Source organism: Leifsonia sp. P73 (assembly GCF_051059105.1).
Taxonomy (GTDB): domain Bacteria; phylum Actinomycetota; class Actinomycetes; order Actinomycetales; family Microbacteriaceae; genus Leifsonia.
On the sequence record NZ_CP194931.1, the window covers coordinates 2385553 to 2411031 of the forward strand.

33 protein-coding genes are annotated in these 25479 nt (G+C 69.1%); 10 read left to right on the forward strand and 23 right to left on the reverse strand.

Annotated elements, in window-relative coordinates; all coding sequences use genetic code 11:
- Window positions 1–71: 71 nt before the first annotated feature.
- The gene (locus tag ACQ86L_RS12185) at window positions 72–485 is read left to right on the forward strand and encodes a DUF4383 domain-containing protein (protein ID WP_382457861.1); all 414 of its coding nucleotides are present in this window, start codon (window positions 72–74) and stop codon (window positions 483–485) included.
- Between the two features lie 23 nt (window positions 486–508).
- On the forward strand, window positions 509–1027 hold the full coding sequence (locus ACQ86L_RS12190) for a hypothetical protein (RefSeq protein WP_434315640.1): 519 nt from the start codon (window positions 509–511) through the stop codon (window positions 1025–1027).
- A gap of 23 nt (window positions 1028–1050) precedes the next feature.
- On the opposite strand, the gene ACQ86L_RS12195 is transcribed toward ACQ86L_RS12190, so the two are convergent.
- Both ACQ86L_RS12195 and ACQ86L_RS12200 read right to left on the reverse strand, forming a co-directional pair.
- A complete protein-coding gene (locus ACQ86L_RS12195) occupies window positions 1051–1407 on the reverse strand; it encodes an FHA domain-containing protein (RefSeq protein ID WP_434315641.1) in 357 nt (118 codons plus the stop codon).
- A gap of 95 nt (window positions 1408–1502) precedes the next feature.
- Complete coding sequence (locus tag ACQ86L_RS12200) at window positions 1503–2807, reverse strand: ATP-dependent DNA helicase (protein WP_434315642.1); 1305 nt, start codon at window positions 2805–2807, stop codon at window positions 1503–1505.
- A gap of 92 nt (window positions 2808–2899) precedes the next feature.
- Between ACQ86L_RS12200 and ACQ86L_RS12205 the strand changes: the two genes are divergently transcribed.
- Window positions 2900–3940 carry a hypothetical protein gene (locus ACQ86L_RS12205; RefSeq protein WP_434315643.1) on the forward strand — a complete coding sequence of 347 codons (1041 nt, stop codon included), beginning with the start codon at window positions 2900–2902 and terminating at the stop codon, window positions 3938–3940.
- A gap of 3 nt (window positions 3941–3943) precedes the next feature.
- Here ACQ86L_RS12205 and ACQ86L_RS12210 read toward each other — a convergent pair whose 3' ends face one another.
- The 15 genes from ACQ86L_RS12210 to ACQ86L_RS12280 form a co-directional block, all read right to left on the reverse strand.
- Complete coding sequence (locus ACQ86L_RS12210; protein WP_434315644.1) at window positions 3944–5917, reverse strand: cytochrome c oxidase assembly protein; 1974 nt, start codon at window positions 5915–5917, stop codon at window positions 3944–3946.
- A 128-nt stretch (window positions 5918–6045) separates the two neighbouring features.
- Window positions 6046–6330, reverse strand: coding sequence for an HU family DNA-binding protein (locus tag ACQ86L_RS12215; RefSeq protein ID WP_308457987.1), 285 nt, complete (start codon window positions 6328–6330; stop codon window positions 6046–6048).
- A 256-nt stretch (window positions 6331–6586) separates the two neighbouring features.
- Window positions 6587–6892 carry a 30S ribosomal protein S14 gene (gene rpsN / locus ACQ86L_RS12220; RefSeq protein ID WP_345838803.1) on the reverse strand — a complete coding sequence of 102 codons (306 nt, stop codon included), beginning with the start codon at window positions 6890–6892 and terminating at the stop codon, window positions 6587–6589.
- A 3-nt stretch (window positions 6893–6895) separates the two neighbouring features.
- Window positions 6896–7063, reverse strand: a complete 168-nt coding sequence (gene rpmG, locus ACQ86L_RS12225) for a 50S ribosomal protein L33 (protein WP_055922173.1) — start codon at window positions 7061–7063, stop codon at window positions 6896–6898.
- Window positions 7063–7299: a 50S ribosomal protein L28 gene (gene rpmB / locus ACQ86L_RS12230; protein ID WP_018188988.1), complete on the reverse strand. Its 237-nt coding sequence runs from the start codon at window positions 7297–7299 to the stop codon at window positions 7063–7065. Before rpmB ends, rpmG begins: the two co-directional genes overlap by 1 nt.
- Window positions 7300–7562: 263 nt before the next feature.
- On the reverse strand, window positions 7563–8303 hold the full coding sequence (locus tag ACQ86L_RS12235; protein WP_434315645.1) for an NYN domain-containing protein: 741 nt from the start codon (window positions 8301–8303) through the stop codon (window positions 7563–7565).
- 27 nt (window positions 8304–8330) lie between these two features.
- Window positions 8331–8726 (reverse strand): Fur family transcriptional regulator, encoded by a 396-nt coding sequence (locus tag ACQ86L_RS12240; RefSeq protein WP_370055367.1) that lies wholly within the window; start codon window positions 8724–8726, stop codon window positions 8331–8333.
- Between the two features lie 9 nt (window positions 8727–8735).
- Window positions 8736–9593 (reverse strand): metal ABC transporter permease, encoded by an 858-nt coding sequence (locus ACQ86L_RS12245; protein WP_434315646.1) that lies wholly within the window; start codon window positions 9591–9593, stop codon window positions 8736–8738.
- Window positions 9590–10450 carry a metal ABC transporter ATP-binding protein gene (locus ACQ86L_RS12250; protein ID WP_434315647.1) on the reverse strand — a complete coding sequence of 287 codons (861 nt, stop codon included), beginning with the start codon at window positions 10448–10450 and terminating at the stop codon, window positions 9590–9592. The genes ACQ86L_RS12245 and ACQ86L_RS12250 overlap by 4 nt, the downstream gene beginning before the upstream one ends.
- Window positions 10447–11346, reverse strand: coding sequence for a metal ABC transporter solute-binding protein, Zn/Mn family (locus ACQ86L_RS12255; RefSeq protein ID WP_434315648.1), 900 nt, complete (start codon window positions 11344–11346; stop codon window positions 10447–10449). The genes ACQ86L_RS12250 and ACQ86L_RS12255 overlap by 4 nt, the downstream gene beginning before the upstream one ends.
- Window positions 11347–11492: 146 nt before the next feature.
- Window positions 11493–12884 (reverse strand): dihydrolipoamide acetyltransferase family protein, encoded by a 1392-nt coding sequence (locus ACQ86L_RS12260; protein WP_434315649.1) that lies wholly within the window; start codon window positions 12882–12884, stop codon window positions 11493–11495.
- 26 nt (window positions 12885–12910) lie between these two features.
- The gene (locus ACQ86L_RS12265; protein ID WP_434318886.1) at window positions 12911–13876 is read right to left on the reverse strand and encodes an alpha-ketoacid dehydrogenase subunit beta; all 966 of its coding nucleotides are present in this window, start codon (window positions 13874–13876) and stop codon (window positions 12911–12913) included.
- A 326-nt stretch (window positions 13877–14202) separates the two neighbouring features.
- Window positions 14203–15342 (reverse strand): thiamine pyrophosphate-dependent dehydrogenase E1 component subunit alpha, encoded by a 1140-nt coding sequence (locus tag ACQ86L_RS12270; RefSeq protein ID WP_434315650.1) that lies wholly within the window; start codon window positions 15340–15342, stop codon window positions 14203–14205.
- Window positions 15343–15346: 4 nt separating this feature from the next.
- Window positions 15347–16456 carry a histidinol-phosphate transaminase gene (locus ACQ86L_RS12275; protein ID WP_434315651.1) on the reverse strand — a complete coding sequence of 370 codons (1110 nt, stop codon included), beginning with the start codon at window positions 16454–16456 and terminating at the stop codon, window positions 15347–15349.
- Between the two features lie 45 nt (window positions 16457–16501).
- Complete coding sequence (locus ACQ86L_RS12280; RefSeq protein ID WP_434315652.1) at window positions 16502–16993, reverse strand: hypothetical protein; 492 nt, start codon at window positions 16991–16993, stop codon at window positions 16502–16504.
- A gap of 60 nt (window positions 16994–17053) precedes the next feature.
- Between ACQ86L_RS12280 and ACQ86L_RS12285 the strand changes: the two genes are divergently transcribed.
- Window positions 17054–17443, forward strand: a complete 390-nt coding sequence (locus ACQ86L_RS12285; protein WP_382462004.1) for a phage holin family protein — start codon at window positions 17054–17056, stop codon at window positions 17441–17443.
- Window positions 17444–17504: 61 nt separating this feature from the next.
- Entirely contained in the window at window positions 17505–18884 is a 1380-nt protein-coding gene (gene purB / locus ACQ86L_RS12290) for an adenylosuccinate lyase (protein ID WP_434315653.1), read from the forward strand.
- 28 nt (window positions 18885–18912) lie between these two features.
- Here the strand turns inward: purB and ACQ86L_RS12295 are convergent, their stop codons facing one another.
- The 3 genes from ACQ86L_RS12295 to ACQ86L_RS12305 all read right to left on the reverse strand — a co-directional run bounded on the left by ACQ86L_RS12295 (window position 18913) and on the right by ACQ86L_RS12305 (window position 20501).
- Entirely contained in the window at window positions 18913–19272 is a 360-nt protein-coding gene (locus ACQ86L_RS12295) for a hypothetical protein (RefSeq protein WP_434315654.1), read from the reverse strand.
- Window positions 19269–19802, reverse strand: coding sequence for a DUF308 domain-containing protein (locus ACQ86L_RS12300; protein WP_434315655.1), 534 nt, complete (start codon window positions 19800–19802; stop codon window positions 19269–19271). Before ACQ86L_RS12300 ends, ACQ86L_RS12295 begins: the two co-directional genes overlap by 4 nt.
- A 192-nt stretch (window positions 19803–19994) precedes the next feature.
- Window positions 19995–20501 carry a hypothetical protein gene (locus tag ACQ86L_RS12305; protein WP_434315656.1) on the reverse strand — a complete coding sequence of 169 codons (507 nt, stop codon included), beginning with the start codon at window positions 20499–20501 and terminating at the stop codon, window positions 19995–19997.
- Between the two features lie 106 nt (window positions 20502–20607).
- Here ACQ86L_RS12305 and ACQ86L_RS12310 point away from each other — a divergent pair, with 106 nt between their 5' ends.
- Entirely contained in the window at window positions 20608–21630 is a 1023-nt protein-coding gene (locus ACQ86L_RS12310; RefSeq protein WP_434315657.1) for a prolyl oligopeptidase family serine peptidase, read from the forward strand.
- A gap of 28 nt (window positions 21631–21658) precedes the next feature.
- On the forward strand, window positions 21659–21814 hold the full coding sequence (locus ACQ86L_RS12315) for a hypothetical protein (RefSeq protein WP_434315658.1): 156 nt from the start codon (window positions 21659–21661) through the stop codon (window positions 21812–21814).
- 28 nt (window positions 21815–21842) lie between these two features.
- On the opposite strand, the gene ACQ86L_RS12320 is transcribed toward ACQ86L_RS12315, so the two are convergent.
- On the reverse strand, window positions 21843–22100 hold the full coding sequence (locus ACQ86L_RS12320; RefSeq protein WP_434315659.1) for a DUF4287 domain-containing protein: 258 nt from the start codon (window positions 22098–22100) through the stop codon (window positions 21843–21845).
- 64 nt (window positions 22101–22164) lie between these two features.
- Here ACQ86L_RS12320 and ACQ86L_RS12325 point away from each other — a divergent pair, with 64 nt between their 5' ends.
- The gene (locus ACQ86L_RS12325) at window positions 22165–23007 is read left to right on the forward strand and encodes a CPBP family glutamic-type intramembrane protease (RefSeq protein WP_434315660.1); all 843 of its coding nucleotides are present in this window, start codon (window positions 22165–22167) and stop codon (window positions 23005–23007) included.
- Window positions 23008–23062: 55 nt separating this feature from the next.
- Here ACQ86L_RS12325 and ACQ86L_RS12330 read toward each other — a convergent pair whose 3' ends face one another.
- Complete coding sequence (locus tag ACQ86L_RS12330) at window positions 23063–23248, reverse strand: hypothetical protein (protein WP_434315661.1); 186 nt, start codon at window positions 23246–23248, stop codon at window positions 23063–23065.
- A 52-nt stretch (window positions 23249–23300) separates the two neighbouring features.
- Here ACQ86L_RS12330 and ACQ86L_RS12335 point away from each other — a divergent pair, with 52 nt between their 5' ends.
- Together ACQ86L_RS12335 and ACQ86L_RS12340 are read left to right on the forward strand one after the other, a co-directional pair.
- Entirely contained in the window at window positions 23301–23483 is a 183-nt protein-coding gene (locus ACQ86L_RS12335) for a hypothetical protein (protein ID WP_434315662.1), read from the forward strand.
- Between the two features lie 115 nt (window positions 23484–23598).
- The gene (locus ACQ86L_RS12340) at window positions 23599–23886 is read left to right on the forward strand and encodes a hypothetical protein (RefSeq protein WP_434315663.1); all 288 of its coding nucleotides are present in this window, start codon (window positions 23599–23601) and stop codon (window positions 23884–23886) included.
- Window positions 23887–24072: 186 nt separating this feature from the next.
- Here ACQ86L_RS12340 and ACQ86L_RS12345 read toward each other — a convergent pair whose 3' ends face one another.
- Window positions 24073–25455 carry a hypothetical protein gene (locus ACQ86L_RS12345; protein WP_434315664.1) on the reverse strand — a complete coding sequence of 461 codons (1383 nt, stop codon included), beginning with the start codon at window positions 25453–25455 and terminating at the stop codon, window positions 24073–24075.
- Between the last annotated feature and the right edge of the window lie 24 nt (window positions 25456–25479).

A 25479-nucleotide genomic window follows, 5' to 3' on the forward strand; every position in this document is an offset into this window, starting at 1 on the left:
ATCGGCCGACCGCCCCGAATCCCTGGATGAGGCGCGCACGCCGCGCGCCGTCTTCCAAGGAGGAACGACACATGCGCACATCACCGAACCGCCTCGTCGCCACCATTTTCGGCGCCGTCTACCTGCTCGTCGGCCTGCTCGGCTTCGCCTTCACCGGCGGCGTCGGCTTCGTCGCGACGAAGGGCGGCCTGATCCTCGGCATCTTCGAGGTCAACCCGCTGCACAACATCGCCCACCTGCTGATCGGCGCGGCGCTGCTCATCGCCGGCCTCACCAGGGCAGCTGCGGCGAAGGCCGTCAACACCACCGTGGGAGCGGTCTACCTGCTCCTCGGCATCGTCGGCTTCTTCCTGGTCGGGACCGGGGCGAACATCCTCGCCCTGAACACCCCGGACCACTTCCTCCACTTGGTGAGCGCCATCGTGCTCCTCGGTGTCGGTCTCGGCGCCGAGCGGACTGTGCGCTCCTCTTCGGTCGCCGCCTGACCGACCGGGCCACGGCGCTTCCCATGAGCAGGATGAAGGGGTCAGCCCCGGTCGCTCCGGCGACCAGGGCCTTCCTCGCCGTGGCCGCGCTGGGGGCGGGGCTGCTTCACGCGGCCCTGGCCCCCAGCGCACCCCTCCCGCTGCTCGCGCTCCTGGTGGCGGTCGCCGCCGCGGAGCTGACCTGGGCGGTGCTCACACTGTCCCGCGAGCGACCTCCCCTGTTCGGCCTGATCCCGGCACTGGCGCTGGCGCCGCTCGGGATCTGGGCCGCGCTCGCCACGGCCGGCGCCACGGCGACGTCGGGCACGGTGCTCACGCTCCCCCTCCTGCCGATGGGCGTGGCATCGCTGCTCGACGTCGTCGTGGCGGCGGTCGCCGCGGTCGTCGTCCGGCGCGGCCGTCCCGCGCGGCACGCGGGCGGCGCACTGCGATTCGTCTCTGCGCTGCTGGTCAGCGCGTGCGCCGTCTGCGCGGTGACCATTCCCGCGCTCGGGGCCACCGACGCCGGGGTCGCAGCGGTGACGGTGCACCACCACCACTGAGAACGCGGCTCAGCTCCGGCGGCTCAGCTCCGGCGGCTCAGCGCGAACGAGGCGTTCCCGAACCGCACGATCGACCCCGGATCGACCTCGTGCCGCGTGTTCGGGTCGCACGCGAAGGTGCCCTCGCCCGGGTAGGTGATCGTCGTCCCGTTGGCGGAGCCGAGGTCCATCACCCAGAAGATCCCGTCGTACTGCCCGAACGCGAGGTGCGCGCGGGAGACCGACTTGGCGTCGTCCGCCACCGTCACCATCTCGACGTGTGCGGGGTCGTCGAACTCGGTGCCCGGCGTGTGGGATGCCGGATTGCGCCCGATCACACCGTTGCCCGACGTCTCGACGTGCTGCCCGTCGCTCAGATCCAGTGCGAACATGACCGCCATCGGCGTCTCCTCTCGTCGGCGCACCCGAAAGCGCCCCGCCCAGCATGCCATGACGGAGGCCGCGCTCCCTAGGGATCAGGCCGGAGCCCGCCCGGTCACTCCGCCGCGATCGGCACCCGCATCGACCGGGCGTCGCGCATGAAGCGCTCCACGTCCGGGTCCACCGTGATGTCGCTCGGCCGCAGCGGGCGGGTCAGGTAGAGGCCCTCCAGGCTGGTGATCCGGCTCAGCGCGACGTAGGTCTGGCCCGAGGTGAACGCGCGCGTGCCCAGGTCCACGATGGCTGCGTCGTACGTCTTGCCCTGCGACTTGTGGATGGTGACCGCCCACGCGAGCCGCAGCGGGAACTGCGTGAACTCCGCGACCACGTCCTTGGTGAGCTTCTTGGTCTCGGGGGAGTAGTTGTACCGGTACTTCTCCCAGATCGCGGGCTCCACCTCGTGCACCTCGCCGTCGACCTCCACGTAGACGTTCGAGTCGATGCGGGTCACCGTGCCGATGGTGCCGTTCACCCAGCGCGGCCCGTCGCCTTGGCCCACGTCGTTGCGTAGGAACATCACCTGCGCGCCGACTTTCAGCTCCAGCACCTCGTCGGCCGGGTAGTTGCGGCCTCCGAAGTCGCCGCTGACCTCGGCCTTGGCTGTCAGCGGGCGGCCGGGCAGGTGCTCCAGCGCCTGCGCGTTGATGCGGTTCACCGTGTCGTTGCGCGTCGCGAGCGTGATCGTGCCGTCCCGCGGCGCCGGGCGCGCCCCGACCTCGTTGAGCCGGTCGGCGATCTCCTTCGTCACCTGCCCGTGCCGGACGGCGTTGAGCATGTAGCGGAAGTCCGACTCGTGCTGCCGGTGCACCTGCAGCAGTTCGACGATCTGGAGGTCGGCCTCCCGCCACACTTTCGCGTCGAAGAACCACATCGAGCGGTAGGTGTCGGCGAAGTAGGCGCGCTCCTCGTGGTCGCCCGGCACAGGCGCGAGCTGGTACGGGTCGCCGAACAGCACGATCTGGACGCCGCCGAACACCTCCTTCGGCCGCTGCCTGGCCTGACGGAGGCTGCGGTCGACCGCGTCCATCAGGTCGGCGTTCACCATCGAGACCTCGTCGATCACGAGGGTGTCGATGCTGTTCAGCAGCTTGCGCAGCTCGCTGGTCTGGTCGATGTCGTGGTCGGCGATGACCCCGATCGGCAGCTTGAACAGCGAGTGGATGGTCTGCCCGCCGACGTTCAGCGCGGCGACGCCGGTCGGCGCGGCGATGACGATCGACTTCTCGGTGTTCCACGAGAGGTGGTTGAGCAGCGTGGACTTGCCGGTTCCGGCCCTGCCCGTCACGAACACGTGGTCGCGCGTGTGCTCGATCAGCTCGAACACCGCCCGCTGCTCGGGCGAGAGCGAGAGTCCGCCCATCCGGATCCCTTCCCTCGCGCGACCTGCCGAACTACTCTAACCCCGCACGCAGCGCCACGGCGGCTTATCCACACGCCCATAGGATGGCAGTCATGGGTGGGGACGGCAGGGTCGGCGGACTCCGACCTGTGCTGCTCTGGGCGGGCGTCGGCGTCCTCCTCGTCGCCGCGTTCCTCGCCGCGCTCGGCGCCGTCCAGCGGACCTTCTACAGCCCGGAGGGCTTCGTCTCCGCTTATGTCGGCGCACTCGCCTCGCACGACCTGACCAGCGCGCTCGCCATGCCGGGCGCCGCGCCCACGAAGGAGGCGCTGGCCGCCGCCGGATTGCCGGGGGACGCCTCCGCCGAGCTGCTGCGCTCCGACCTGCTCCCGGACTACACCGACACCCGCGTCGTCTCCGACACGGCCGGCCCGGGCGGCCGCCGGACGGTCACGGTGCACGTCGTCGCGGACGGCCACCCGGTCACCGCCGCGTTCGAGCTCCGCCAGACCGGCGCCGTCCTCGGCCTCCTGCCGACCTGGGAGTTCGCACGCACGCCGGTCGGCGTCGCGCACATCACCGTCGCGCACGCGCAGACCTTCACCGTCGGCGGACGGACCCTGAGCCCGCGCGCCGCCGCCCCGTCGCAGCCGGCGAGCGCCTTCAGCGTGAGCGCCGGCTACCTGGTCCCCGCGCCGTCGCTCTACGCGCTGGGCCACTCCGACCGGTACACGCACGCCGCGCCCGTGGACGTGGCGTCCGCACCGGGCGCCACGGTGGCGGCGACGGTCGACGCACAGCCCAACGACGCCTTCACCGCGGCCGTCCAGAAGGAGCTGAACGGGTTCCTCGACGAGTGCGCGAAGCAGCAGGTCCTCCAGCCCGCGGGATGCCCGTTCGGCGTGGTCATCGACGACCGCGTGCAGGGCGCGCCCACCTGGAAGATCACGCAGTACCCCGAGGTCCACCTCGTGCCGGGCGACACCTCCTGGACGATGTCGCAGGCCGTCGGGATCGCCCACCTCTCCGTCACCGTGCAGTCCATCTTCGACGGCAGCATCGAGCACCGGGAGTCCGACGAGAAGTTCACCGTGTCGCTCACCAGCGTGGTCATCCGCCCCGACGGCTCGCTCGACATCGTCGTGGGGCAGTAGCCGCTACCGCTGCACCGTGCCGTCCCGCGCCGCCAGCCGCGCGAGCTGCTCGTTGTACGCCTTCAGCTCCGCGTCGTTGGTGCGGTCGGCGTTCCGGTCCTGCCGCTTCGAGTCGCGCTCGTCGCTGCGGCTCCACTGGATGGCCACCACGATCGCCAGGATCACCGTCGGGATCTCGCCGATGCTCCACGCGATCCCGCCGCCCGTCTGCTGGTCGACCAGCGGAGTCGCGCCCCACGTCCGGCCCATCGCGCCGAACCAGTCCGCCAGCAGCAGGCCGTGCATCTGCATGATGGACAGCCCGAAGAACGCGTGGAACGCCATCGTGCCGAGCAGCAGCAGCAGCCGGAACGGGTACGGGAGCCGGTACTTGACCGGGTCGATGCCGATCAGCGACTGGACGAACAGGTAGCCGGTGATCAGGAAGTGCACGACCATCCACTCGTGCCCGATGTGGTCCGTCGTCGCCCAGCGGATGAGCGGCGTGTAGTAGAACGCCCAGAGCGACCCGGCGAACAGCCCCGCCGCGACGAGCGGATGCGAGATGATCCCCGCGAACCGGGAGTGCACCGCGAGCAGGATCCACTCGCGGCCCCCGCGCGTGCCGTCCTGACGCTTGCGGATCGCCCGGACGGCGAGCGTCACCGGCGCGCCCGGCACCAGCAGCAGCGGGACGGCCATCGTCAGGACCATGTGCGCCGACATGTGCGCCGAGAACAGGTACTTCTCGTAGACGTTCACGCCGCCGTTGGTGATGTAGAAGAGCAGGACGATGCCGAGCGTCCACAGCACCGTTCGGTAGATGGGCCACTTGTCGCCGCGCTTGTGCAGCCTCCACACCCCGGCCAGGTAGAAGAACAGCGCGAAGGCGCAGGCGAGCACCCAGAGGAGGTCGAAGTTCCACGTCGTGAAGAGCCGGCCCCAGGTGAGCTCCGGCGGGAGCTTGTCGCCGGTGAGGATCTCCGCCGGCGTCGGCGTCGCGGCCCGGGTCTGCGGCACCGGCGTCACGGTGCGGGCGAGCGCAGCGGCCACGCCCGACGCGATGCCCATGAAGGCCAGCTCGGCGGTGACCATCCACCAGAACGTCCGGCCCTCGCCCAGCCGCTTCAGCCGGTCGATGAGGACGCGGCGCTGCACGAGCCCGAACAGCCCGAGGACGACGAGCGCCGCGACCTTGACGAGCACCAGGATGCCGTACGGCGTCGCCAGCTCGGCCAGCGTCCCGACACGCAGTTCGGCGTTCACGTACCCCGACGTGGCCACGACGATGAAGCAGATGAGCGCGATGCTGGAGTACCGCTCCAGCACCGTCACCAGCCGGCCGTCGCCGAGCGTGCGCTTGATGACGATGAGGGTCAGCAGCCCGCCCAGCCAGATCGCGGCGAACAGCACGTGCAGCCCGAAGGAGGTCACCGCGGCGTCGTGGCCCGCGGCCTCCGAGCTGTGCCCCTGCTGGGCCATCGGCACGACCGCGGCCATCGCCAGCAGCGTGACGAAGACGATCGCCGTCTGGTTGCGCACCGCGAAGCAGAGCACCGTGACGGCGGCGGCGATCAGCGTGATGCCGAGCCAGGCCTGACCGAGCGACACGCTGGTGATGAACGAGCTCAGCCCGTTGGTGAAGGTCTGGTCGAACGACCACGGCACGTTGGCGACGCTGACGAACGTGAACAAGCCGGTCACCGCGGAGGCCACCGTCATGATCGCGGCGCTGGCGGCGGCGAAGTCGAGGGCCGTGCCGTACTCGTCCTTGTCCGTGCTGAACGCGAAGCAGGCCAGGATCAGCGCGCCGACCGTCCCGGAGAGGCTGAGGTTGACGACGAGCGTCGAGATCGGGAGGCCCCAGCGCACCAGCGCGCCGGGGTCGAGCAGCAGGGGCGCGGCGGCCCCTCCGCCGAAGGACAGCGCCGCGACGACGGACACGAGAGCGGCCGCCAGCAGTACGGCGGGACCGATCACGCGGAGAAGTCTGGGCACCCGTCAAGCCTACGTCTCCGCTGCTGTACGCCCGCCCACAGCACAGCGGCGCCGATCCCTGTCGGCACAACGGAACGGGGGCGGCGCCGCAGTCGCGACGCCGCCCCCGTGGAGCCTGGTTCAGGCTGTTACTTGACGGCAGCCTTGAGCTTGGAGCCCGCGGTCAGCTTGACGCGGTGGCCGGCCGGGATCGAGATCTCGGCGCCGGTCTGCGGGTTGCGACCCGTGCGAGCGGCGGTCTCGGTGCGCTCGGCGGCGAGCCAACCCGGGATGGTGACCTTGCCGCCACCCTTGACGGTCTCGCTGATCGTGGCGAAGAACGCGTCGACGACGCTCGAGACGGTGGCCTGGCTCTGACCCGACGCCGCGGCGACGGCAGCAACGAGCTCGGTCTTGTTCAGGTTGTCAGCCATTGAGTGTCCTCCTCGGACCTTGTGCTGGTAGTTCAGCTGTCTTGTGGAACGGTTGAGGCCACAGGGGGCCGTAACGTTTGGTCGGTTGACCGCCTCGAATGTATCAGAATCCCGCGGAATTACGCGGATTCTCGCGGATTTTTCGCCTGTTGACAGGGCGTGTCCAGCCCCGGGGACGACGAAGGGGCGCCCGGCGGATGCCGGACGCCCCTTCAAAGGGTGTCGTTCGCTGCTTCTCAGCAGCCGACGCTGGGTGTTACCAGCTCGACTTGGTGATGCCGGGCAGCTCGCCTCGGTGCGCCATGTCGCGGAAGCGGACACGCGAGATGCCGAACTTGCTGAGGTTTCCCCGGGGACGGCCGTCCACCGCGTCGCGGTTGCGCACGCGGATGGGGGAGGCGTCACGGGGGAGCTTCTGCAGGCCGAGGCGCGCGGCCTCACGGGACTCGTCGGTGCCGTTCGGGTCGACGAGCTGCTTCTTCAGCTCGGCACGCTTCGCGGCGTAGCGCTCGACGATGACCTTACGCTGCTCGTTCTTGGCGATCTTGGACGTCTTGGCCATGGTTTAGCGCTCCTCTCGGAAGTCGACGTGCTTGCGCACGATGGGGTCGTACTTCTTGAGCACGAGGCGGTCGGGGTCGTTGCGGCGGTTCTTCTTGGTCACGTAGGTGTAACCGGTGCCCGCCGTCGAACGGAGCTTGATGATCGGACGGATGTCCTGCTGCTTCGCCATTAGATCTTCTCCCCACGGGCCAGGAGGTCCTTGACCACGGACTCGATGCCACGGGCGTCGATGACCTTGATGCCCTTGGCGCTCAGCGTCAGGGTGACGTTACGACGAAGAGACGGGACGTAGTACGTCTTCTTCTGGATGTTCGGGTCGAACCGGCGCTTCGTGCGACGGTGCGAGTGCGAGATGTTGTGCCCGAAGCCGGGAACGGCTCCAGTCACCTGGCACACTGCTGCCATTGCTTTCTTCTCCAATACCGTGATGCCTTCCGGCACCACCCAAGGTCACTTGTCGGCGCACGACTTCCCACGCGTTTTTCGTTGTGGGGTTTCGTACACGGCTAACGGAGTGGGAGGAGCCCACTCAGCCAAATATCCATGCTACGGCATGGGGCAGGCGCCGCCAAATCGCGGATTCGCTTGTCCTCACCAGTTCCCCATGTATATACTTTAGATGCCAACCCGCTCCTCCACGTGAGGGCGGGTCTTTTCTTGTGTCTGGGTCACCACCCACTCGGCTTCCTCAACTGCCCGATCGCATCCGGAAGCTGCGCAGCCCGGTAGTCCTCAGCGGTCAATCGCCGCCACCAGTGCCGCCCCACTCCATCGTCGGGCCGGCCTTTCAGAGCGCCGGCCGTCGGATTGGTCGACGGATTCACCGTGCCGACCGGCACGTGGCTCCGCGCCATGCGCAGCGGCAGTTCGAGGTCGGAGTCGTTGCTGACGACGATCACAGCGTCGACCACGCCGACCAGGACGTCGAAGAGCAGGTGGGAGGCGACATTGACGTCAGATCCCTTCTCCTCGCGCTTGCGCACGGTCGCCATCACTGCGCTCGACCTCAACTCCGATGGCATCGGCGTGCTTCGCAGTGGGAGTCGCGCGTCCCACGTCTCGTCCGAGTGCTCGTAGATCGACGGGCGAAAGGCTCCCACCGCCTCGTTCACCAGCGGCTCTCGTTTCGCCCACGAGACATAGCGGCCCTCGGCGATGACATCCACGCTCCCCGCAGCACTCAGCGCCTCCAGGTAGATCGCTTGGTCGACGCTCCCGGTCGCATTGTCCGCGGCATCGACCCGTGCGGTGCAGTACACGATCCGAGTGACCTCCGACTCGCTCCACTTGGCGAGCGGTTCGGCCAGCTTCCGGAGGTCGAGCCATCGCCAGCCCGGCGTGCCACGGCCGCAGTGCTTCCGCGCACCGTAATAGAGGTTGAATCCGTCCATGTAGACACCGACGCGCATGAACCGATCCTAGTGGTTACATTTCAGCTACTCGCCCGCCGCCTTCGCCGTGCACCCCGCACACAACCCGAACACATCCACAACATGCTGCGCCTGCGTGAACCCGTGCGACGCCGCCGCCGCGCGCGCCCACTGCTCGACCTCGTCGGCCTCGATCTCCACCGTCAGCCCGCACTTGCGGCAGATCAGGTGGTGGTGGTGCCCCGTCGTGCACGCGCGGTACAGGCTCTCGCCCTCCGGCGACTGCAGCGAGTCCGCGTCGCCTTCCGCCGCCAGGTCGGCGAGCGCCCGGTACACGGTCGCCAGGCCGATCGGGGAGCCCGTCTCGTGCAGCGTCAGGTGGAGCCCTTGCGCGCTGATGAAGCCCTCCGTCGAGGACAGGGCCTCGCGGACGGCCTCCCGCTGCCAGGTGTTGCGCTTCACTGTTCCAGGCTAGCCTCTCTGGCTCACGAGTCGCCGGGAACCCCGGGCGCCCACCAGCCGGCAGACCACGTAGATCAGGAACGAGATCGTCGTCACGTACGGGCTGATCGGCAGCGAGCTTCCGAGCGCCAGCAGGATACCGCCGACGATCGAGAGGAGGGCGAAGCCCACGCTCAGCAGCGGCACCAGCAGCGGCGACGACGAGATGCGCATCGCCGCGGCCGCGGGCGTCACGAGCAGCGACAGCACCAGGAGCGCGCCGACGATCTGCACCGACACGGCGACCGCGAGGCCGAGCAGCACCATGAAGGCGAGCGCGACGAAGCGGGTCGGCACGCCGCGGGAGGCGGCGACGTCGGCGTCCAGGCTGTCGAACATGAGCGGGCGCCACATCAGCAGGAGAGCGATCAGCACCACCGCCCCGATGACGAGCAGCGAGCCGAGCTGCGGGTCGTCGACGGACACGATCTGGCCGGTCAGCAGGCCGAACTTGTTCGCGCTGCGGCCCGGATAGAGCGCCAGCGCGAGGATCCCGAGCCCCAGCCCGAAGGGCATCAGCACCGCGATGATCGAGTTGCGGTCCCGCGCCTTCGCCCCGAGGAGCCCGATCAGGATGGCCGCGATCAGCGACCCGACGAGCGACCCCGCGACGACGTTGACGCCGAACAGCAGCGCGACGGCCGCACCGGCGAACGAGAGCTCGCTGATCCCGTGGACGGCGAACGCCATGTCCCGCTGCATCACGAAGACGCCGATCAGGCCGCCGACGACGCCGAGGACCGCTCCGGCGAAGATCGAGTTGCGCACCAGGGCGAGCAGCTCGCCGTAGTCGGTGAAGTTGAAGAGCTGCGACCAGAGATCGTTCATTCGGCCGGCTCCGGGTGCGTCGTGCGGGTGTGGTCGTGGTGCGAGTGGGTCTCCGCGTCCGGGATGCCGACGACGACGATGCGCCCGCGGCTCCGGATGACGTCCACGGGCGTGCCGTACAGGTCGGTGAGCACCTCGCTGCGCAGCACCTCGTCCGGGGTGCCGGTGCGGAACCGGCCCCCGGCCAGGTACAGCACGCGGTCCACCATCCCGAGCACCGGGTTCACGTCGTGCGTGACGAAGACGACAGCGCTGCCGTGGTCGCGGCGGCGGCGGTCGATGAGCTCGCTGACCCCGCGCTGGTGCTGGAGGTCGAGCGACAGCAATGGCTCGTCGCAGAGCAGCAGGGTGGGGTCCCCGGCGAGCGCCTGCGCGACACGCAGCCGCTGCTGCTCACCGCCGGACAGCGACCCGACCGGGGTGTCCGCGTACCGCCGCGCGCCGACAGAGTCGATGAGCCGGTCCACCTGCGCGCGGTCGGCGCGGTTCGGGATGGGGAGGCCCCAGCGGTGCCCGTTGACGCCGAGCGCGACGAGGTCGCGGGCGCGCATCGGGGTGCCGGCCGGGATGAGCTTCTGCTGCGGGATGTACCCGATGCGCCGGTCTCCGCGCCGCACCGCGTGACCGTCGAGCACGATGCTCCCGGAGTCCAGCGACTGCTGGCCGAGGATCGTCTTGAGCAGGCTGGTCTTGCCCGAGCCGTTGGGCCCGAGCACGGCGACGAACTCGCCGGCGTGCACGTCGAGGTCGAGGCCGCTCCACAGCGTGCGGTCCCCGAACCCCAGCGCCGCGTCGCGCAGGCTGAGCACGACGTCGCGCTCCGCGGGCGCGGCCACGCGTTCGATCGGCTCGCTCACTTCGCCAGCGCCGCTCCCACGGCGTCCAGGTTGGCGTTCATCCAGCTCACGTAGTCCTTGCCCTTCGGCAGCGTCTCGGTGACGGGGACGACGGGGATGCCCGCCGCCGTAGCCGCCGCCCTCACGCGGTCGGTCTCGGGCCCGCTGGTCTGCTCGTTGTAGGCGAGCAGCCGCACCTTGTGGCCGCTGAACAGCGCGAGCGTCTGCTGCAGCACGAGCGGGGACACGTCGGTGCCCGCCTCGATGGCGGCGCTGAACTTCTCCGGCGTCTTGTTCACGAGGCCGCTGGCCTCCAGCAGGTAGAGCGGGACGGGTTCGGTGATCGCGACGCCTACTCCGGCGTACTTCGTCTTCAGCTCGGCCTCGCGGTGCTGGAGGGCGCCGAGCTTGGTCGAGAAGGCCTGGGCGTTCGCGGCGAAGGTCGCCTTCTGCGCCGGGTCGGCCTTCGACAGCGCGTCGGTCAGGGCGGTCGTGAACTTCTGGATGGTCGGGACGTCGTACCAGACGTGCTCGTTGAACTCCCCGCCGGCGGCGTTCCTACCCGAGATATCGACCACGTTCAGCACGGTGGCCTTCGTGTTCTTCGACCCGCTGCGGAGGGTGTTCATGAAGTCGTCGTAGCCGCCGCCGTTCTCGATGAGGATGTCGGCCTTCGAGACCGCGAGCTGGCTCTGGGCGCTCGCCTCGAACGAGTGCGGGTCCTGGGCCGGGTCGGACATGAGAGCCGTGACCTCGACGGCGTTCCCGGCGATGGTGGAGGCGATGTCGCCGTAGACGTTGGTGCTGGCGACGACGCGGACCTTGCCGTCGTCGGCGGCGGAGCCGGCCGAGCAGCCGGTGAGCGCGGCCACAGTCGCGGCGGCGAGGGCGAGAGTGAAGACGGAACGCTTCAACATGGGGACCTGTCTAATTCGAGGGTGTCCCACGAATGTATCCCTAATTGAGAACGATTGTCAAAATCACTAACGCCCTCAACGCACATTCGTGCGGAATGTCGCGAATGACGCGGCCAAACGCCACATTCGGCACGAATCTGCGGTGGTCAGTCCAGCAGCAGCGCGGGCTCCTCGATGATGGAGGCCACATCCGCCAGGAACCGCGACGCGACATCCCCGTCCACCACGCGGTGGTCGAACGACGCGCCCACCGTGGTGACGTAGCGCGGGCGCACCTCGCCGTCCACGACCCACGGCTTCTGCTTGATCGTGCCGAGCGCGACGATGCCGACCTCGCCCGGGTTCAGGATGGGCGTTCCGGTGTCCATCCCGAACACTCCGATGTTCGTGATGGTGATCGTGCCGCCCGCCATGTCGGCCGGGGGAGTCTTGCCCTCGCGCGCGATCAGGGTCAGCTCTTCGAGCGCCTTGGCGAGCTCGAGCAGCGTCATCCCCTGCGCCTCCTTGACGTTCGGGACGATGAGGCCGCGCGGGGTCGCAGCGGCGATCCCGAGGTTCACGTAGTGCCGGACGATGATCTCCTCGTCCGTCCAGGTGGAGTTCACGGTCGGGTTGCGGCGCACGGCCCAGATGATCGCCTTCGCCACGATGAGCAGCGGCGACACCTTGACGCCGACGAAGTCCGGCGACGTCTTGAGGCGCTTGACGAACTCCATCGTGCGGGTGGCGTCCACGTCGACGAACAGGCTGACGTGCGGGGCGCTGAACGCGCTGGAGGTCATCGCGTTGGCGATCGCCTTGCGCACGCCCTTGACGGGGATGCGGTCCTCGCGGTCGTCCGGCCACGCGGGCGTCTGGATGTTGCGGAACACGCTGGCCTGGGTCGCCTCCCGCAGCACGTCCTCCCGGGTGATGTCGCCGATCGGCCCGGTCGGCGTGACCAACGTGAGGTCGACGCCGAGGTCCTTCGCCAGCTTGCGGATCGGCGGCTTGGCGATGACGGGCGCGCTGCCGACGGGCGAGGCGCCGGCCGGGGCGGACGGAGCGGGGGCGGCCGCCTGCGCAGGCGCGGGTCCAGCGGCCGCAGCAGGAGCCGGCGTGAACGTCACCGGGATGGAGGCGGTGCCCGGGTGGGTCACCCGACGCCGGCGGCTGGTCCCGTGACCCGCGGCGCCGTACCCGACGAGCACAGCGCCCGCCTTCGGCTCGTCGGCCTCGTGCGACACGCTCTGCGCGGCGTCCGCCTCAGCCTCGGCCACCTCGCTGACCGGCTCGGCCGGAGCGGAGGGCGCGGAACCCCCGGCGGTGACGGTGATGATCGGCGTGCCGACCTCCACGGTCTGGCCCTCGGACACGAGCAGCTCCCCGACGGTCCCCTCGAACGGCGACGGCAGCTCCACGAGCGACTTCGCCGTCTCGATCTCCACGATCACCTGGTTGACCGCGACCGGCTCACCGGGCGCGACCTTCCACGAGACGATCTCGGCCTCGGTCAGACCCTCGCCGACGTCGGGCAGCAGGAACTGGGACTCGCTCATGTGCGGCTTCTTTCGTTCGGCGGGGCTCAGTAGGCGAGCGCGCGGTCGACGGCTTCGAGGATGCGGTCGGCGTCGGGGAGGTAGACGCCCTCCAGCTTGGCCGGCGGGAAGGGGGTGTCGAAGCCGGCGACGCGGAGCACCGGCGACTCCAGCGAATAGAAGGCCTTCTCGGCGACCACCGCGGCGACCTCGGAGGCGACGGACACGGTGCCGGGAGCCTCCTGCGCCACGATGAGCCGACCGGTCTTCTGCACGGATTGCAGCACGGGCGCGTAGTCGATGGGCGCGAGCGAGCGGAGGTCGACGACCTCCAGGCTGCGGCCCTCCTCGGCGGCGACCTCGGCGGCGCGCAGCGCGACAGGGACCATGCCCGCCCATGCGACGATCGTCGCGTCCGTTCCGGTGCGCACCACGCGGCTGGCGTGCAGCGGCACCGGGTTCTCCTCGGTGTCGACGTCGCCCTTCGGCCAGTAGCGGCTCATCGGCTCGAAGAAGATCACCGGGTCGTCGGAGGCGATGGCCTCCTGGATCATCCAGTACGCGTCGTTCGGCGTCGACGGCGCGACGATTCGCAGGCCGGCGGTGTGCGCGAAGTACGCCTCCGGCGCCTCCTGGTGGTGCTCGACCGCGCCGATGTGGCCGCCGTGCGGAATGCGGATGACGACGGGCATGGACACGGCCCCGCTGTGCCGGTTGGTCAGCTTGGCCAGCTGCGTGGTGATCTGGTCGAAGCCGGGGAAGACGAAGCCGTTGAACTGGATCTCCACCACCGGACGGTAGCCGCGCATCGCCAGGCCGATGGCCGAGCCGATGATGCCCGCCTCCGCGAGGGGCGTGTCGAGCACGCGCTTCGCGCCGAACTCGGCCTGCAGGCCCTCGGTGACGCGGAAGACGCCGCCGAGCGGGCCGATGTCCTCGCCCATGAGCAGGACCTTCGGGTCCGCGGCGAGCGCACGCCGGAGGCCGGCGTTGAGCGCCTTCACCATCGGCATCGACTGGATGCGCGGGCCGGTCGGCTCGGCGGGGGTCTCGGCCTCGGCGGCACGGCTCTCCTGCGGCTCCCCGACCTCCGACTCCGTGTCGATCGCGGCAGCCTGCTCCGGAACCGTCTCGTCCTCGACCACGAACTCGCGCGTCCACTCCTGCTCGGCCACGTGCTCCTCGAGCACGAGCGAGCCGGGCTCGCTCTCCACGATCTCCACCACGTCGATGGCCTGCGTGTCGTCGAACGGCTCGTCGTGCACGGCGCTGTCACCGTCCGGCGTCTCGTCCTCCACCAGCTCGGCCTCCACGTATCCGGTCTCGCCTCTCAGGTCGCTCATGCGTCACCTCCGAACGACGCCTCGTACTCCTGCAGCCAGCGTCGCTGCTCGTCCATCACGGGATGCGGTTCACTGTAGACGTTGTCGAACATGCTCTCGATCGGCGGGACCTCGAGGGCGAGCGTGCGCCGGCGGACGTCGGCGGCCAGGTCGGCCGCCTCCTCCTCCGCCGTGTCGAAGAACGCCTGGCCGACGCCCTGGTTCTCCAGGAACGCCCGGAACCGCAGGATCGGGTCGCGCTCGGCCCAGTACGCCACCTCGTCGTCGGTGCGGTACTTGGTCGGGTCGTCGCTCGACGTGTGCGCGCCCATCCGGTAGGTGAGCGCCTCGATCATGCTCGGGCCCTCGCCGTTGCGCGCGTCGTCCAGGTGCTTCGCGGTCACCGCGTAGGCGGCGAGCACGTCGTTGCCGTCGAGCTGCACGCCCGGGATGCCGAAGCCGCTCGACCGCAGGTAGAGCGGAGTCCGCGACTGCGTCTTCACCGGGACCGAGATGGCCCAGTGGTTGTTCTGCAGGAAGAACACCTGCGGGGTCTGGTAGCTGGCCGCGAAGACGAACGCCTCGCTGACGTCGCCCTGGCTCGTCGCGCCGTCGCCGAAGTAGGCGATCACCGCCTCGTCCACGTCCGGGTCGCCCGTGCCGACCTTGCCGTCGAGCTTGACGCCCATCGCGTAGCCGGTGGCGTGCAGTGTGTGCGAGCCGATGACGAGGGTGTAGAGGTGGAAGCCCTGGATCGCCGGGTCGGTCGGGTCCCAGCCGCCGTGCGTGGTGCCGCGCAGCAGGCCCATGATGCCGACCGGGTCGATGCCGCGGATCATGCCGACCACGTGCTCCCGGTACGACGGGAAGAGGTTGTCCTGCGGCTTGGCCGCCCGGGCGGAGCCGACCTGGGCGCCCTCCTGGCCGCGGCTCGGCACCCAGAGGCCGAGCTGGCCCTGGCGCTGGAGGTTGGCCCCCTCGTTGTCGACCGCCCGCACGCGGACCATGTCGCGGTAGAAGGTGCGGTAGTCCTCCTCCCCGAGTCGCTCGAGGTAGGGCAGGTACTCTCCGGCCGGGTCGCTCGGCTGGAACCGGCCGTCTGCGGTCAGCAGCTGGACGGTGTTCGCCGGGCGCGGGGTATCGTTCGTCGCAACCACCGTTCTAACCTAACCGCTTGCCGGGGTGCCCATTTGGTAGGTTCCGCACAAGATCGGCGGTGACCTCCAGGAGTTTCTCCACAGATTCCTGCTCCCCGACGCTGATCCGGATGCCCTCCGGCGGGAACGCCCGCACCGTGAGCCCGGCGTCGAAGAACGCGTCGTTGGCGACGGAGGTCTCCCGGCCGGTGTTCAGCCAGACGAAGTTGCCGTTGGCCTCCGGGACATCCCAGCCCTGGTCGATCAGGGCGTTCCGCAGCTTGTCGCGGCGCATGGCGATGCGCGCCACGCGCTCCATGAGTTCGTCCTCCGCCTCGATCGAGGCGAGCGCCGCGACCCGGGAGGCGTCCGTCACCGAGAGCGGGATGGCCGCCGACCGCGCCGCGTTCAGCACCGCCGCGGGACCCACGGCATAGCCGATCCGGAGCGCGGCGAGCCCGTAGGCCTTCGAGAACGTGCGCAGCACGACGAGGTTCGGGTAGCGCGTGAGCAGTGGGATGCCGTCCACCGAGGCGTCGTCGGTGACGAACTCGTAGTAGGCCTCGTCCAGCAGCACCAGGAGGTCGCGCGGAACCGAGGCCATGAACGCCTCGAACTCGGCGGCCGAGACGACCGGACCAGTGGGGTTGTTGGGCGTGCAGACGATGACGACGCGCGTACGGTCGGTGATCGCCGCGGCCATCGCCGGGAGGTCGTGCCCGCCGTCCGCCCGGTTCGGCACCTGGACGCTGGTCGCGCCCGCGACGGTGACCAGGCCCGGGTAGGCCTCGAACGACCGCCACGCGTAGACGACCTCGTCACCCGTGCCCGCGGCGGCGGAGATGAGCTGCGCGAGCAGCGCGACCGACCCGCTGCCGAGGTGGACCTGGTCGACCTCCACGCCGTGCCGCTCGGCGAGCCGCTCCCGGAGGTCGGCGCCGCCCGCGTTCGGGTACCGGTTGAGCTCGGCGAGGGTGCCGGCCACGGCCTCCACGACGGAGGGCAGCGGGGGATAGGGGTTCTCGTTGCTGGACAGCTTGAAACCGTCCGCCGGCGCGGGCCGCCCCTGCTTGTAGGCGGGGACCGCCACGATCTCGGGCCGCAGCCGCACGCGGAGCGCGTCTTCGTCAGTCACAGACCCAACTTAGTCGCGGGCGCATACCCGCGGGAGCATTCCTCTCTATTGGGGGCGACGACGCAGGATCGTGAGGCGGATGGAGGAGTTGAGGAAGGCAAGGCCGAGGAACAGCCCGCACACGACGCTGACCGCCGTCACGAGGTAGTGATCGACACGCACCGGGAGGAAGAATGCCAGTAGCTCCTCGAGGACATAGAACCCGCCGATGAACCACCCGATCCTCGGCCGCGCGGTCAAGCGCCACCACGGTCTCGGCGGTTGCACGGGCTCGCCCTCACCACGGAATGAGCGAGCGAGCGCGATGACAGCGGCCGGCCAGAGAACGTCGCTGACCACCGTGATCGCCGTCTGCGGGATCCCGAGCGTAGTGAGTTGTGCGGCCGCCCTCACCGCCGCCTCGAGCAGCACGATGAAGGCAAGCTTGTGCCACGGATTCATCACCCGAAGCGGCCACCACTGCAGCGGCGCGTACACCTTCTTCTCGCGCTGAGCTGGGAAGGACTCCGGCTCCACAAGGCCGTCTTTATGGGGCACGCTCGCGACTCTAGCGGCGAGCCCCTGCCCTCCGCGCCTCCCGTTTGGGAGGATGTGCCCATGAGATTCCTGCTCAAGGTGATCATCAACGCGGTGGCCCTGTGGCTGACGACCCTCATCGTCAGCGGCATCACCGTCGTCCCCTACGCCCCCGGCACCACGGCGACCGTCCTGACCTACCTGCTCGTCGCGCTCATCTTCGGCGTGGTCAACGCGATCGTCGGCACCGCGATCCGCATCGTCGCCTTCCCGATCTACATCCTGACGCTGGGGCTCATCTCGTTCATCGTGAACGGCCTGCTGCTGCTCCTCGTGTCGTGGATCAGCGGCCTGATGGGCTTCGGCCTCCACGTCGCCGGCTTCTGGTGGGGCGTCCTCGGCGCTCTTGTGCTCGGGATCATCGCCTGGCTGATCGGCCTGATCTTCCGGCCGTTCACGCGCGAGCGCTGACCTCCTCGCGAGTGCGGGAGAATAGAGGCGATCCCACCACGCCGATTCCGCGAGGAGCCTCATGACCGCCCTGCCTCCCCAGCCGCTCAGCCCCCTGGACGGCCGTTACCGGTCCGCGGTGCTCGGCCTCGGCGACCACCTGTCGGAGGCGGGCCTCAACCGGGCGCGCGTCCAGGTCGAGGTGGAGTGGCTCATCTACCTGACGGGCCACCGGATGTTCGGCTCCTCCCCGCTCACCGACGAGCAGGTCGGCCAGCTCCGCGCCCTCGCCGACGAGTTCGGCCAGCCCGAGATCGACCGGCTCGCCGAGCTGGAGGCCACCACCAAGCACGACGTGAAGGCCGTCGAGTACCTGGTCCGCGAGCGCCTGCACGCCCTCGGTCTCGACCACATCGCCGAGCTCACCCACTTCGCCGCGACCAGCGAGGACATCAACAACCTGTCCTACGCGCTCACCGTCAGCGCCGCCGTCGCCCAGGTGTGGCTGCCCGCGTTCCGCGCCGTCATCGGCGAGCTGCGCGCGCAGGCGGTCCAGTACCGCGACGACGCCATGCTCGCCCGTACGCACGGCCAGCCGGCGACGCCCACGACGATGGGCAAGGAGCTCGCCGTCTTCGTGCACCGCCTCGACCGCATCCGCACGCAGGTGGAGGCCACCGAGTACCTGGGCAAGTTCAGCGGCGCGACCGGCACCTTCGCCGCTCACCTCGTCGCGGACCCCGACGCCGACTGGCCCCGCATCTCGCAGGAGTTCGTGGAGAGCCTCGGCCTCGACTGGAACCCGCTCACCACGCAGATCGAGTCGCACGACTGGCAGGCGGAGCTGTACTCCCGCATCTCCCACGCCAACCGCGTCCTCCACAACCTGTGCACCGACATCTGGACGTACATCTCGCTCGGCTACTTCCGGCAGACCCCGGAGCCCGGCGCGACCGGCTCCTCCACCATGCCGCACAAGGTCAACCCGATCCGGTTCGAGAACGCCGAGGCCAACCTCGAGCTCTCCAGCGCCGTCCTCGACTCGCTCGCCGCGACGCTGGTGACCAGCCGACTGCAGCGCGACCTCACCGACTCGACCACGCAGCGCAACATCGGCGTGGGCCTCGGCCACTCCCTCCTGGCGCTCGACAACATCCAGCGCGGCCTGGCGCAGATCTCGCTCGACCGCGCCGCGCTCGCGACGGACCTCGACCTCAACTGGGAGGTGCTGGCCGAGGCCATCCAGACCGTGATCCGCGCGGAGGTCACCGCCGGCCGCTCCACGATCTCCGACCCGTACGCGCTGCTCAAGGAGCTGACCCGCGGGAAGCGCGTCGACCACGAGGCGCTCACGGCGTTCGTGGACGGCCTGGAGATCGGTCAGGCGGCGAAGAACCGCCTGCTGGCGCTCACGCCCGCCGGGTACGTGGGGCTGGCGTCGGAGCTGGTCGACCGGCTCTGACGCCGCTCGCGGCGGGCGCCGCGGGGGCTCAGTGTCCCCGGGGCTCCCGGTCGTCGCCGTCGGTCGGGGTGGCCGGCTTCGGGGCGTCGCCGTGACCCGCGGCCTTCTCCTGGGCTTCGACGTCCTGCTCGTGGATGTCCTCCACCTCGGCCGCGGTCGGCTTGAACGCGAGGGCGAACAGCGCCATCAGCACGAGCGACAGGATGAACGCGATCCCGAGCGCGACGCCGGCGAGGATGAACTCCCGCGTCGCGATCAGGACGATGAGGCCGACGAAGACGCCGAGGCCCGCGGAGATGCCGAGCAGCTCGGCGGGCAGGAAGCGGTCGCGGCGGGTCGGCTGGAGGCTGTTGGTCACGCTGGGGTCTTTCTTGTCGCGCTTGGTCACGATCCGCTCTCCGTCCGGCGGGCGGCCGCGGCGGAGCGGGCCGCCGATCGCAGGGAGGCCGCGCCGATGCCCTGGAAGACGCCGACGATCACGGCCCAGGCCCCGAACAGTCCGATGGCGAGAACGGCGTCGGCGGGCACGAAGACGAGCACCAGGGCCAGGATCGCGGTGAGCGCCCCGGTGATGAGCCAGTCACGCGCTGCCGCGTCGTTCCGGCGCTCGCGCACGCCGCTGTAGAGCTCGAGGATGCCGGTGAGCGCCGCCCACACGGTCACGACGTAGAGGTAGAGGCCCAGCCCGCTGGTGTTGAGGGCGAGGGCGAACGCTCCGGCGAGGATGCCGATGCAGCCCTGGACGGCGAAGAGGATGCGGCTGAGGCCCTTCGGCGCGAACAGGAGGCTGAGGACGCTGGTCGCGAGTCCGTCGGCCACGGCGAAGACGCCGAAGACGATCAGGCCGAACTGGGGGGTGTGCGCGTCGCGGGTGAAGGTGACGACGGCGGCCGCGGCGAGCGCGACGATCGCGCGCACGGCGGGGACGACCCAATAACGGCTCGAGTTCGGATCGCCCTGATTCTGGGGAACGGCGGGTGCCACTCGGCGACCTCTCTCAGTCAGGATGCCGTCCCAGTCTAGTCGCGGGCTACCTGCGCGTTTGCCGCGCGGCGGCCTTCCCAGGCCGCTGCGAATCCTCAGATTCGGCGCGGTCGCGGGCCTCCGCCGTCAGGCCACGGCGGGGAGGTCGTCGGAGTCCGGTCGCGCCCACGCGACGATCCACGCGATGGCCCCCACGACCAGGACGAACGCGCCCGTGGGCAGGACGGTGCTGCCGATGGGGTGGTGCCAGCTCACCGCGACGAGGATGCCGGCCGCGGCGCCGAACAGCGTCACGATCGAGAAGGCCACCGACACCACCCGGGCGATGCCGGTCTGGAAGAGCGACCGGAACGCCAGCGCGACGGCCACGATGACCCACGTGACGGCGAGCGGCGCCGCCACGAACGCGCCGAAATCGTCCTTCAACAGAACCCCGGGCACGACGTAGACGATGGCCGCCGCGACCAGCAGCAGAGCGCCGACCGCGGAGAAGCCGGCCAGCCTCCCGCGCTCGGGCCCAAGGCGCTCGACGGGTTCGATGAGGGAGGGCCACGTGAACGCGAGCGCGAACGACACCACAGCGAGCGCGACGGGACCGGCGCCCTGCAGCAAAGGGATGAGGATGGTGTTCACCCTTCCATTTGACGTGTCCCGGCGCCCGCGCGCGTCCTCCCTGAGGATGATCCGGGTCTACCGCGGGTCATCCGCCCCGCGGTACCCTGCGGCGGAAAGGCCGATCGTGTTCCGCACTGCCGCGTGTGCTGCCGTGCTGACGGCAGCGGTGATCCTCCTGACCGGGTGCTTCCCGGACAGCAGGCCACCCACGGCCACGACCACCGCCGTCGACGCGTCGACCGTTCTCCTCGAGTACGCGCCCAGCGACCCCAGCACCGGCGAGGGCCACCTCCTGCATCTGTACCTGCCCGCTCGGAACGGGGAGAAGCGTCTGCCGCTGATCGTCTGGACGGGCGGCAACGGCTGGCTCCGGGACGACGGAGGCGACAGCGGCGAAGGCGTGGCGGAGCTCTTCGGTCCCGCGGGATACGCGGTCGCCGGTGTGAACCTGCGCAGCAGCGCCCAGGCCACGTTCCCAGCGCAGCTGACCGACATCCAGGCCGCCATCCACTACCTCCGCGCCAACGCCGGCACGTACGGGCTCGACCCCGACCGATTCGGGGTCGCGGGTGACTCCTCCGGTGGATGGGCGGCGCTGATGGCTGCGCTCACCGAACCGCAGGGCGGTGCAGCCGGCGGCCCGCACGCGAACCCGGTCAGCGCGGTCGCCGCATTCTTCCCGCCGACCGACTTCGCGACCATGGACGCGGACCTTCCCAGCAATTGCGTCGGACCTCCCAAGACGAACATCAGCACCTGCCAGGATGACGCCTCCTCACCGACCTCACGGCTCCTCGGCTGCGCGCTGCCGACCTGCCCGGCCGCACTCGTCCAGGCCGCGTCTCCGGTCACGTTCGTCGACCGGAAGGAGCCGCCGATCCTTCTGCTGCACGGTCAGCAGGACGACACGGTCGGATGGCAGCAGAGCCGGCGGATGTTCGACGCCGCGCAGGCCGCCGGCGCCCGGGCTCAGCTCATCCTGATCCCACGTGGCCACCACAACGAAGCCGGGCAATTCCTCTACAGCGGCGCGGTCGGCGAGGGCGCGACCTCGACGTCCACGTCCGGCGGTGTCACCACGCCGCCCGCGCCGATCCGGATGAGCCCCGACGTCCTGGTCGACTTCTTCACGGAGGCGATGAGATGAGAACCCCGAACGAGAAGGGAGAGAGATGATGGCTGCCGGACGACGCAAGCCGTTGCTGTGCCGGCTCAACCTCCACCACCACTGGCATCTGGAGAGCACTCCTGACGGCGACCGCTACATGCGCTGCAGCAAGTGCGGCAAGGACCGCGACGAGGACCTCGACATCCCCGTGGACTTCTTCTAGGGCGGAGCCGCGGGTCCGCCCCGAGTGCTCACGCCTGCTCGGCCAGCTTGCCCTTCGCGTAGCCGACGAGGGCGTTGGCGTGCCCGTGCCCCATCCCGTAGTCGGACTTCAGCCAGCCGACGACCTCCATGTGCGTGGCCCCGGAATCCAGCCGCTCGACCACGAGGTCCAGCCACTCCTGCACCGGCCGCCCGTAGTTCTTCTCGATGCTCGGGAAGTACGACGGCGGCCCCATGACCTTCTCACCGGGTGCGATCACGGGCGCGACGACGCGGTGCTGGGTCATGCCGGGAGTCTAGCGCCGGAAGCGCGGGCTCCCGCTGCCGTCTCCTGGGCAATAGGTTCTGGGTATGTCGGAACACGAGACGTCCTCCCTCTGGCGGCGATTCTGGGAGAAGGGCGGCTGGTGGCGCTCGCTGCTCGTGGTCGTCGCCTACTTCGTCGTCTACGAGGGCGTGCCGCTGCTGTTCGCTCCGCTGTTCCCGGCCTCGCCCGGGCCGGCCGCGAGGGTCTGGATCTTCACGGTCATCCCGATCGCGTTCGGCGGTCTCGTGCTGGTCGCCTTCGCGTGGTCGCTCGGTTGGCTGCGCGAGCTGTTCGGCCCCCAACCGGTCCGCGGTCGCGGCTGGATGTGGATCGCGGTCGCCGTGGTCCTGGTCTTCAACATCCTGCGATTCGCCACCGTGGACTACGCCAAGGCGGGCGCCGGTATGGTCGTCGCGTGGCTGGTCGCCGGACTGTGCATCGGTTTCGCCGAGGAGACGCTGACGCGCGGTTTCGTCGTGAACCTCCTGCGCAAACACGGCTACCGGGAGATCGCCGTGGCGTCCGTCTCGGCCGCGCTCTTCGCCGCCCTCCACGCGGGCAACCTCCTGACGGGCCAATCGCTCGTGGCGACCGCGATCCAGTTGGTCTACACCTTCGCGTTCGGCATCCTGATGTACCTGACGCTGCGCGTCACCGGCAACCTGATCTGGCCGATCCTCCTGCACGCGTCGACGGACCCGTCGACCTTCCTCTCTACGCTGTACCCGACACAGGGCCCGGTGGCCGCCGTCGCCGGGCTCGGGAACCCCTCCGTCATCGTCGCGGGGCTGGTGCTGCTCATCTTCATCCGCGGGAGGGTCGCTCAGAGCACGGAAGAAGGACTCGAACCTCCGGCGCGATTGTCGACGCCTGGAAAGGCGGGATGACCCGGCATCCATACGATCACGGCACGACGACACGGTGCTGGATGCTTCGGGACGCTTAGCGTCGGAAGCGGGAGGAGGTGCGGACGAAGGCCGTCACGACGACGACCGCCACGATGACCGCGAGAATCACGAGGGGCAGCCACGAGGGCGTCCCTCCGGCGATCACCGCGGTGTCGACACAGGTCCCACCGGCCGGGGGAGCGGTCGCGCAGGACGCGTCGACGATCTGCAGGACGGTCACGCAGACAGTGTTGCACGCTGCGACGGCGAGTTGCGGGAGTAGGCTGCCCGCTGTGAGCAGCCTCCGGGAACGCATCGTCAGCTGGTTCAAGCGCGAGCGCGCCTATCAGCCCCCGCCGGGCCGGCTCACCGAGGACACGACGCAGCGTCTTCCCAGCGGCGGCGTGATCCAGCGCATGCCCGGGGACGGCGTCGACCCGGGGAGCTTCAACCCTCAGACGGGACGGAACCCGTAGGCGCTCACCGCGCAGCAGAACCGTTTTCTCTGACGACGTGTCGATTTCGTATGCGATCGCACGTCGTACTGCTGAGTCGACATCTCACGTCGACCAGAATCAGAAGGAGCCGACCATGTCTGCTTTCATTCTTGCTTTCCGCAACGACCCCACCGTGAACGCCACCGAGGAGGAGGTCGCCGCCTGGGGCGCCTGGTTCCAGAAGCTCGGCCCCGCGGTGACCGACATGGGCAGCCGCGTCGGGGCGACCACGCTGCTCGGAACGTCCGCCGGAGCCAACGCGTTGTCCGGCTACGCGCTTGTGGATGCAGCCGACCTGACTGCGGCGAGCGCCCTGGCCGAAGGATGCCCCGGCCTCTCCTACGGGGGCAGCGTCGAGGTGGGCGAAGTCATCGAGATGTAGTCCAGCGCGGTTGCCGGGCGCAGCTGTCGGCCGTTCGAATAGATTGTCCCGATTCGCCGACTTCTTGCCCCGTCCGCCAAGAGATTGTCCTCGAAGCCCGCCAAATAGATTGTCCTGGACATAGTTCGTTCGCCGCAGGGCTGAGCGTGCTGTGTCGAGGTCAGGGATGAGGGGAATCGTGCATGCTCAGAATGGCAGTTCCGGGGAACTGGTCACGACAGGATCCGCCAATGGCGCTACGTCGTCGTTCTGCCACTCTGTCCTGATGGCGACGATTAGTTCTCGCTTCTTCGAACCAAGCAACTTCTTGAACGACTTGGATCGAGCCCTCGTCGTGCCGACGAAGCCCCTCGAAATCAACTGTGTGAAGGCGCTGCGGCCGATGTACTTGGTGTTGTCGTAGGTAACACGGAAGCCACCCCGCGCCCCGGACCTGAGGGAGCCATCCGCCACCGCGAGCCGCAGCCAGTCGGCCGGTACGTGCATACCCTTCAAGGTTTTTTCATCGAGTCGGGTTCCAGCATCACCGCGGACGAACTTAAACCAGAATGGCGTCCCGAATGCACGCCAGTCTGCAGCCGACGACGATGACACTCGTCCGGCCGGCATCAAAGCGAGCTGTTTCGTAATCTCGGACTCACGCAGATACGCCCACTCGGACTCGCCCGTCGGCTTGCTCGTCTTCTCTAGCCGTTTGTACTGGATGAAAGTGAAGGCGTCATGAACCTGGTCCCAGTAGAGAAGGTCGACGCCGAGTTCAAGCTCAATCGGCTTCTTGTTAACCGACATCACGACCAGCCTCGCGCGCCCCCTCGCGTCCTCGAATACCGCTAGGCTGGCGCTCTCCTGCTTCCCAGTCAGTTTCCCGTCGAAGCGCTGGAGATCCAGAGGAAGCAGTTCTTCCTCGAGATCCTGCTCATATCCCGCGTTGATGAGCGTCTGGAGCAGCGTCTCGTTCTCTGTCATTGCCGGAGGCGAGACGAAGGCATCCGGCGGGAGTTCGACGTCCGCAAATTGAGCAGCAAGCTGCACAGCATCCCTCGCTTCGGCACGAGATTGATTGACCGCGACAGAAAACTCACGAGGCGCAGTCAACTGCCCCACTAGCCATGCTTCAAGATCAGGGTCAAGGCCCTTCAGACGCCTGATGAGAGCAGTGGCCAATCGCGGAGAGAGCCGCTCGGAGTAGAACGGGGCCGGGACCTCCCCAAGCTCGATCTCTGTGGTTCGCAGCTCCGATATCAGTACTGGTCGGACCATGGGGTAGATGGGTGAGAGGGTAGCTCGCACCGTGCCGCTGGCCACGCCTGCTACCCCGCGCACGATGGCAATAGCGATGACTCGTCCGTCGCTGTCATCAGTGCCGTCATCGCCTTCGTCTGGGTCCTCAAGGCTGTAGTCATCTGCTTCGTACTGGACGAGGACACAGACGTCCCCGATCTCGGGAGAAGCGTTCTTTTCGAATGCTTCAGAGATACTCGTCGCACTCCAGTGCCTGATCCGATTGGCGCCTTTCGCCACAAAGAGACGAAGTGGCCGCGGGAACGGCTCGTCGTCGTGGCTGGGCATAGCGACATCTAACCAGAGTGTCTG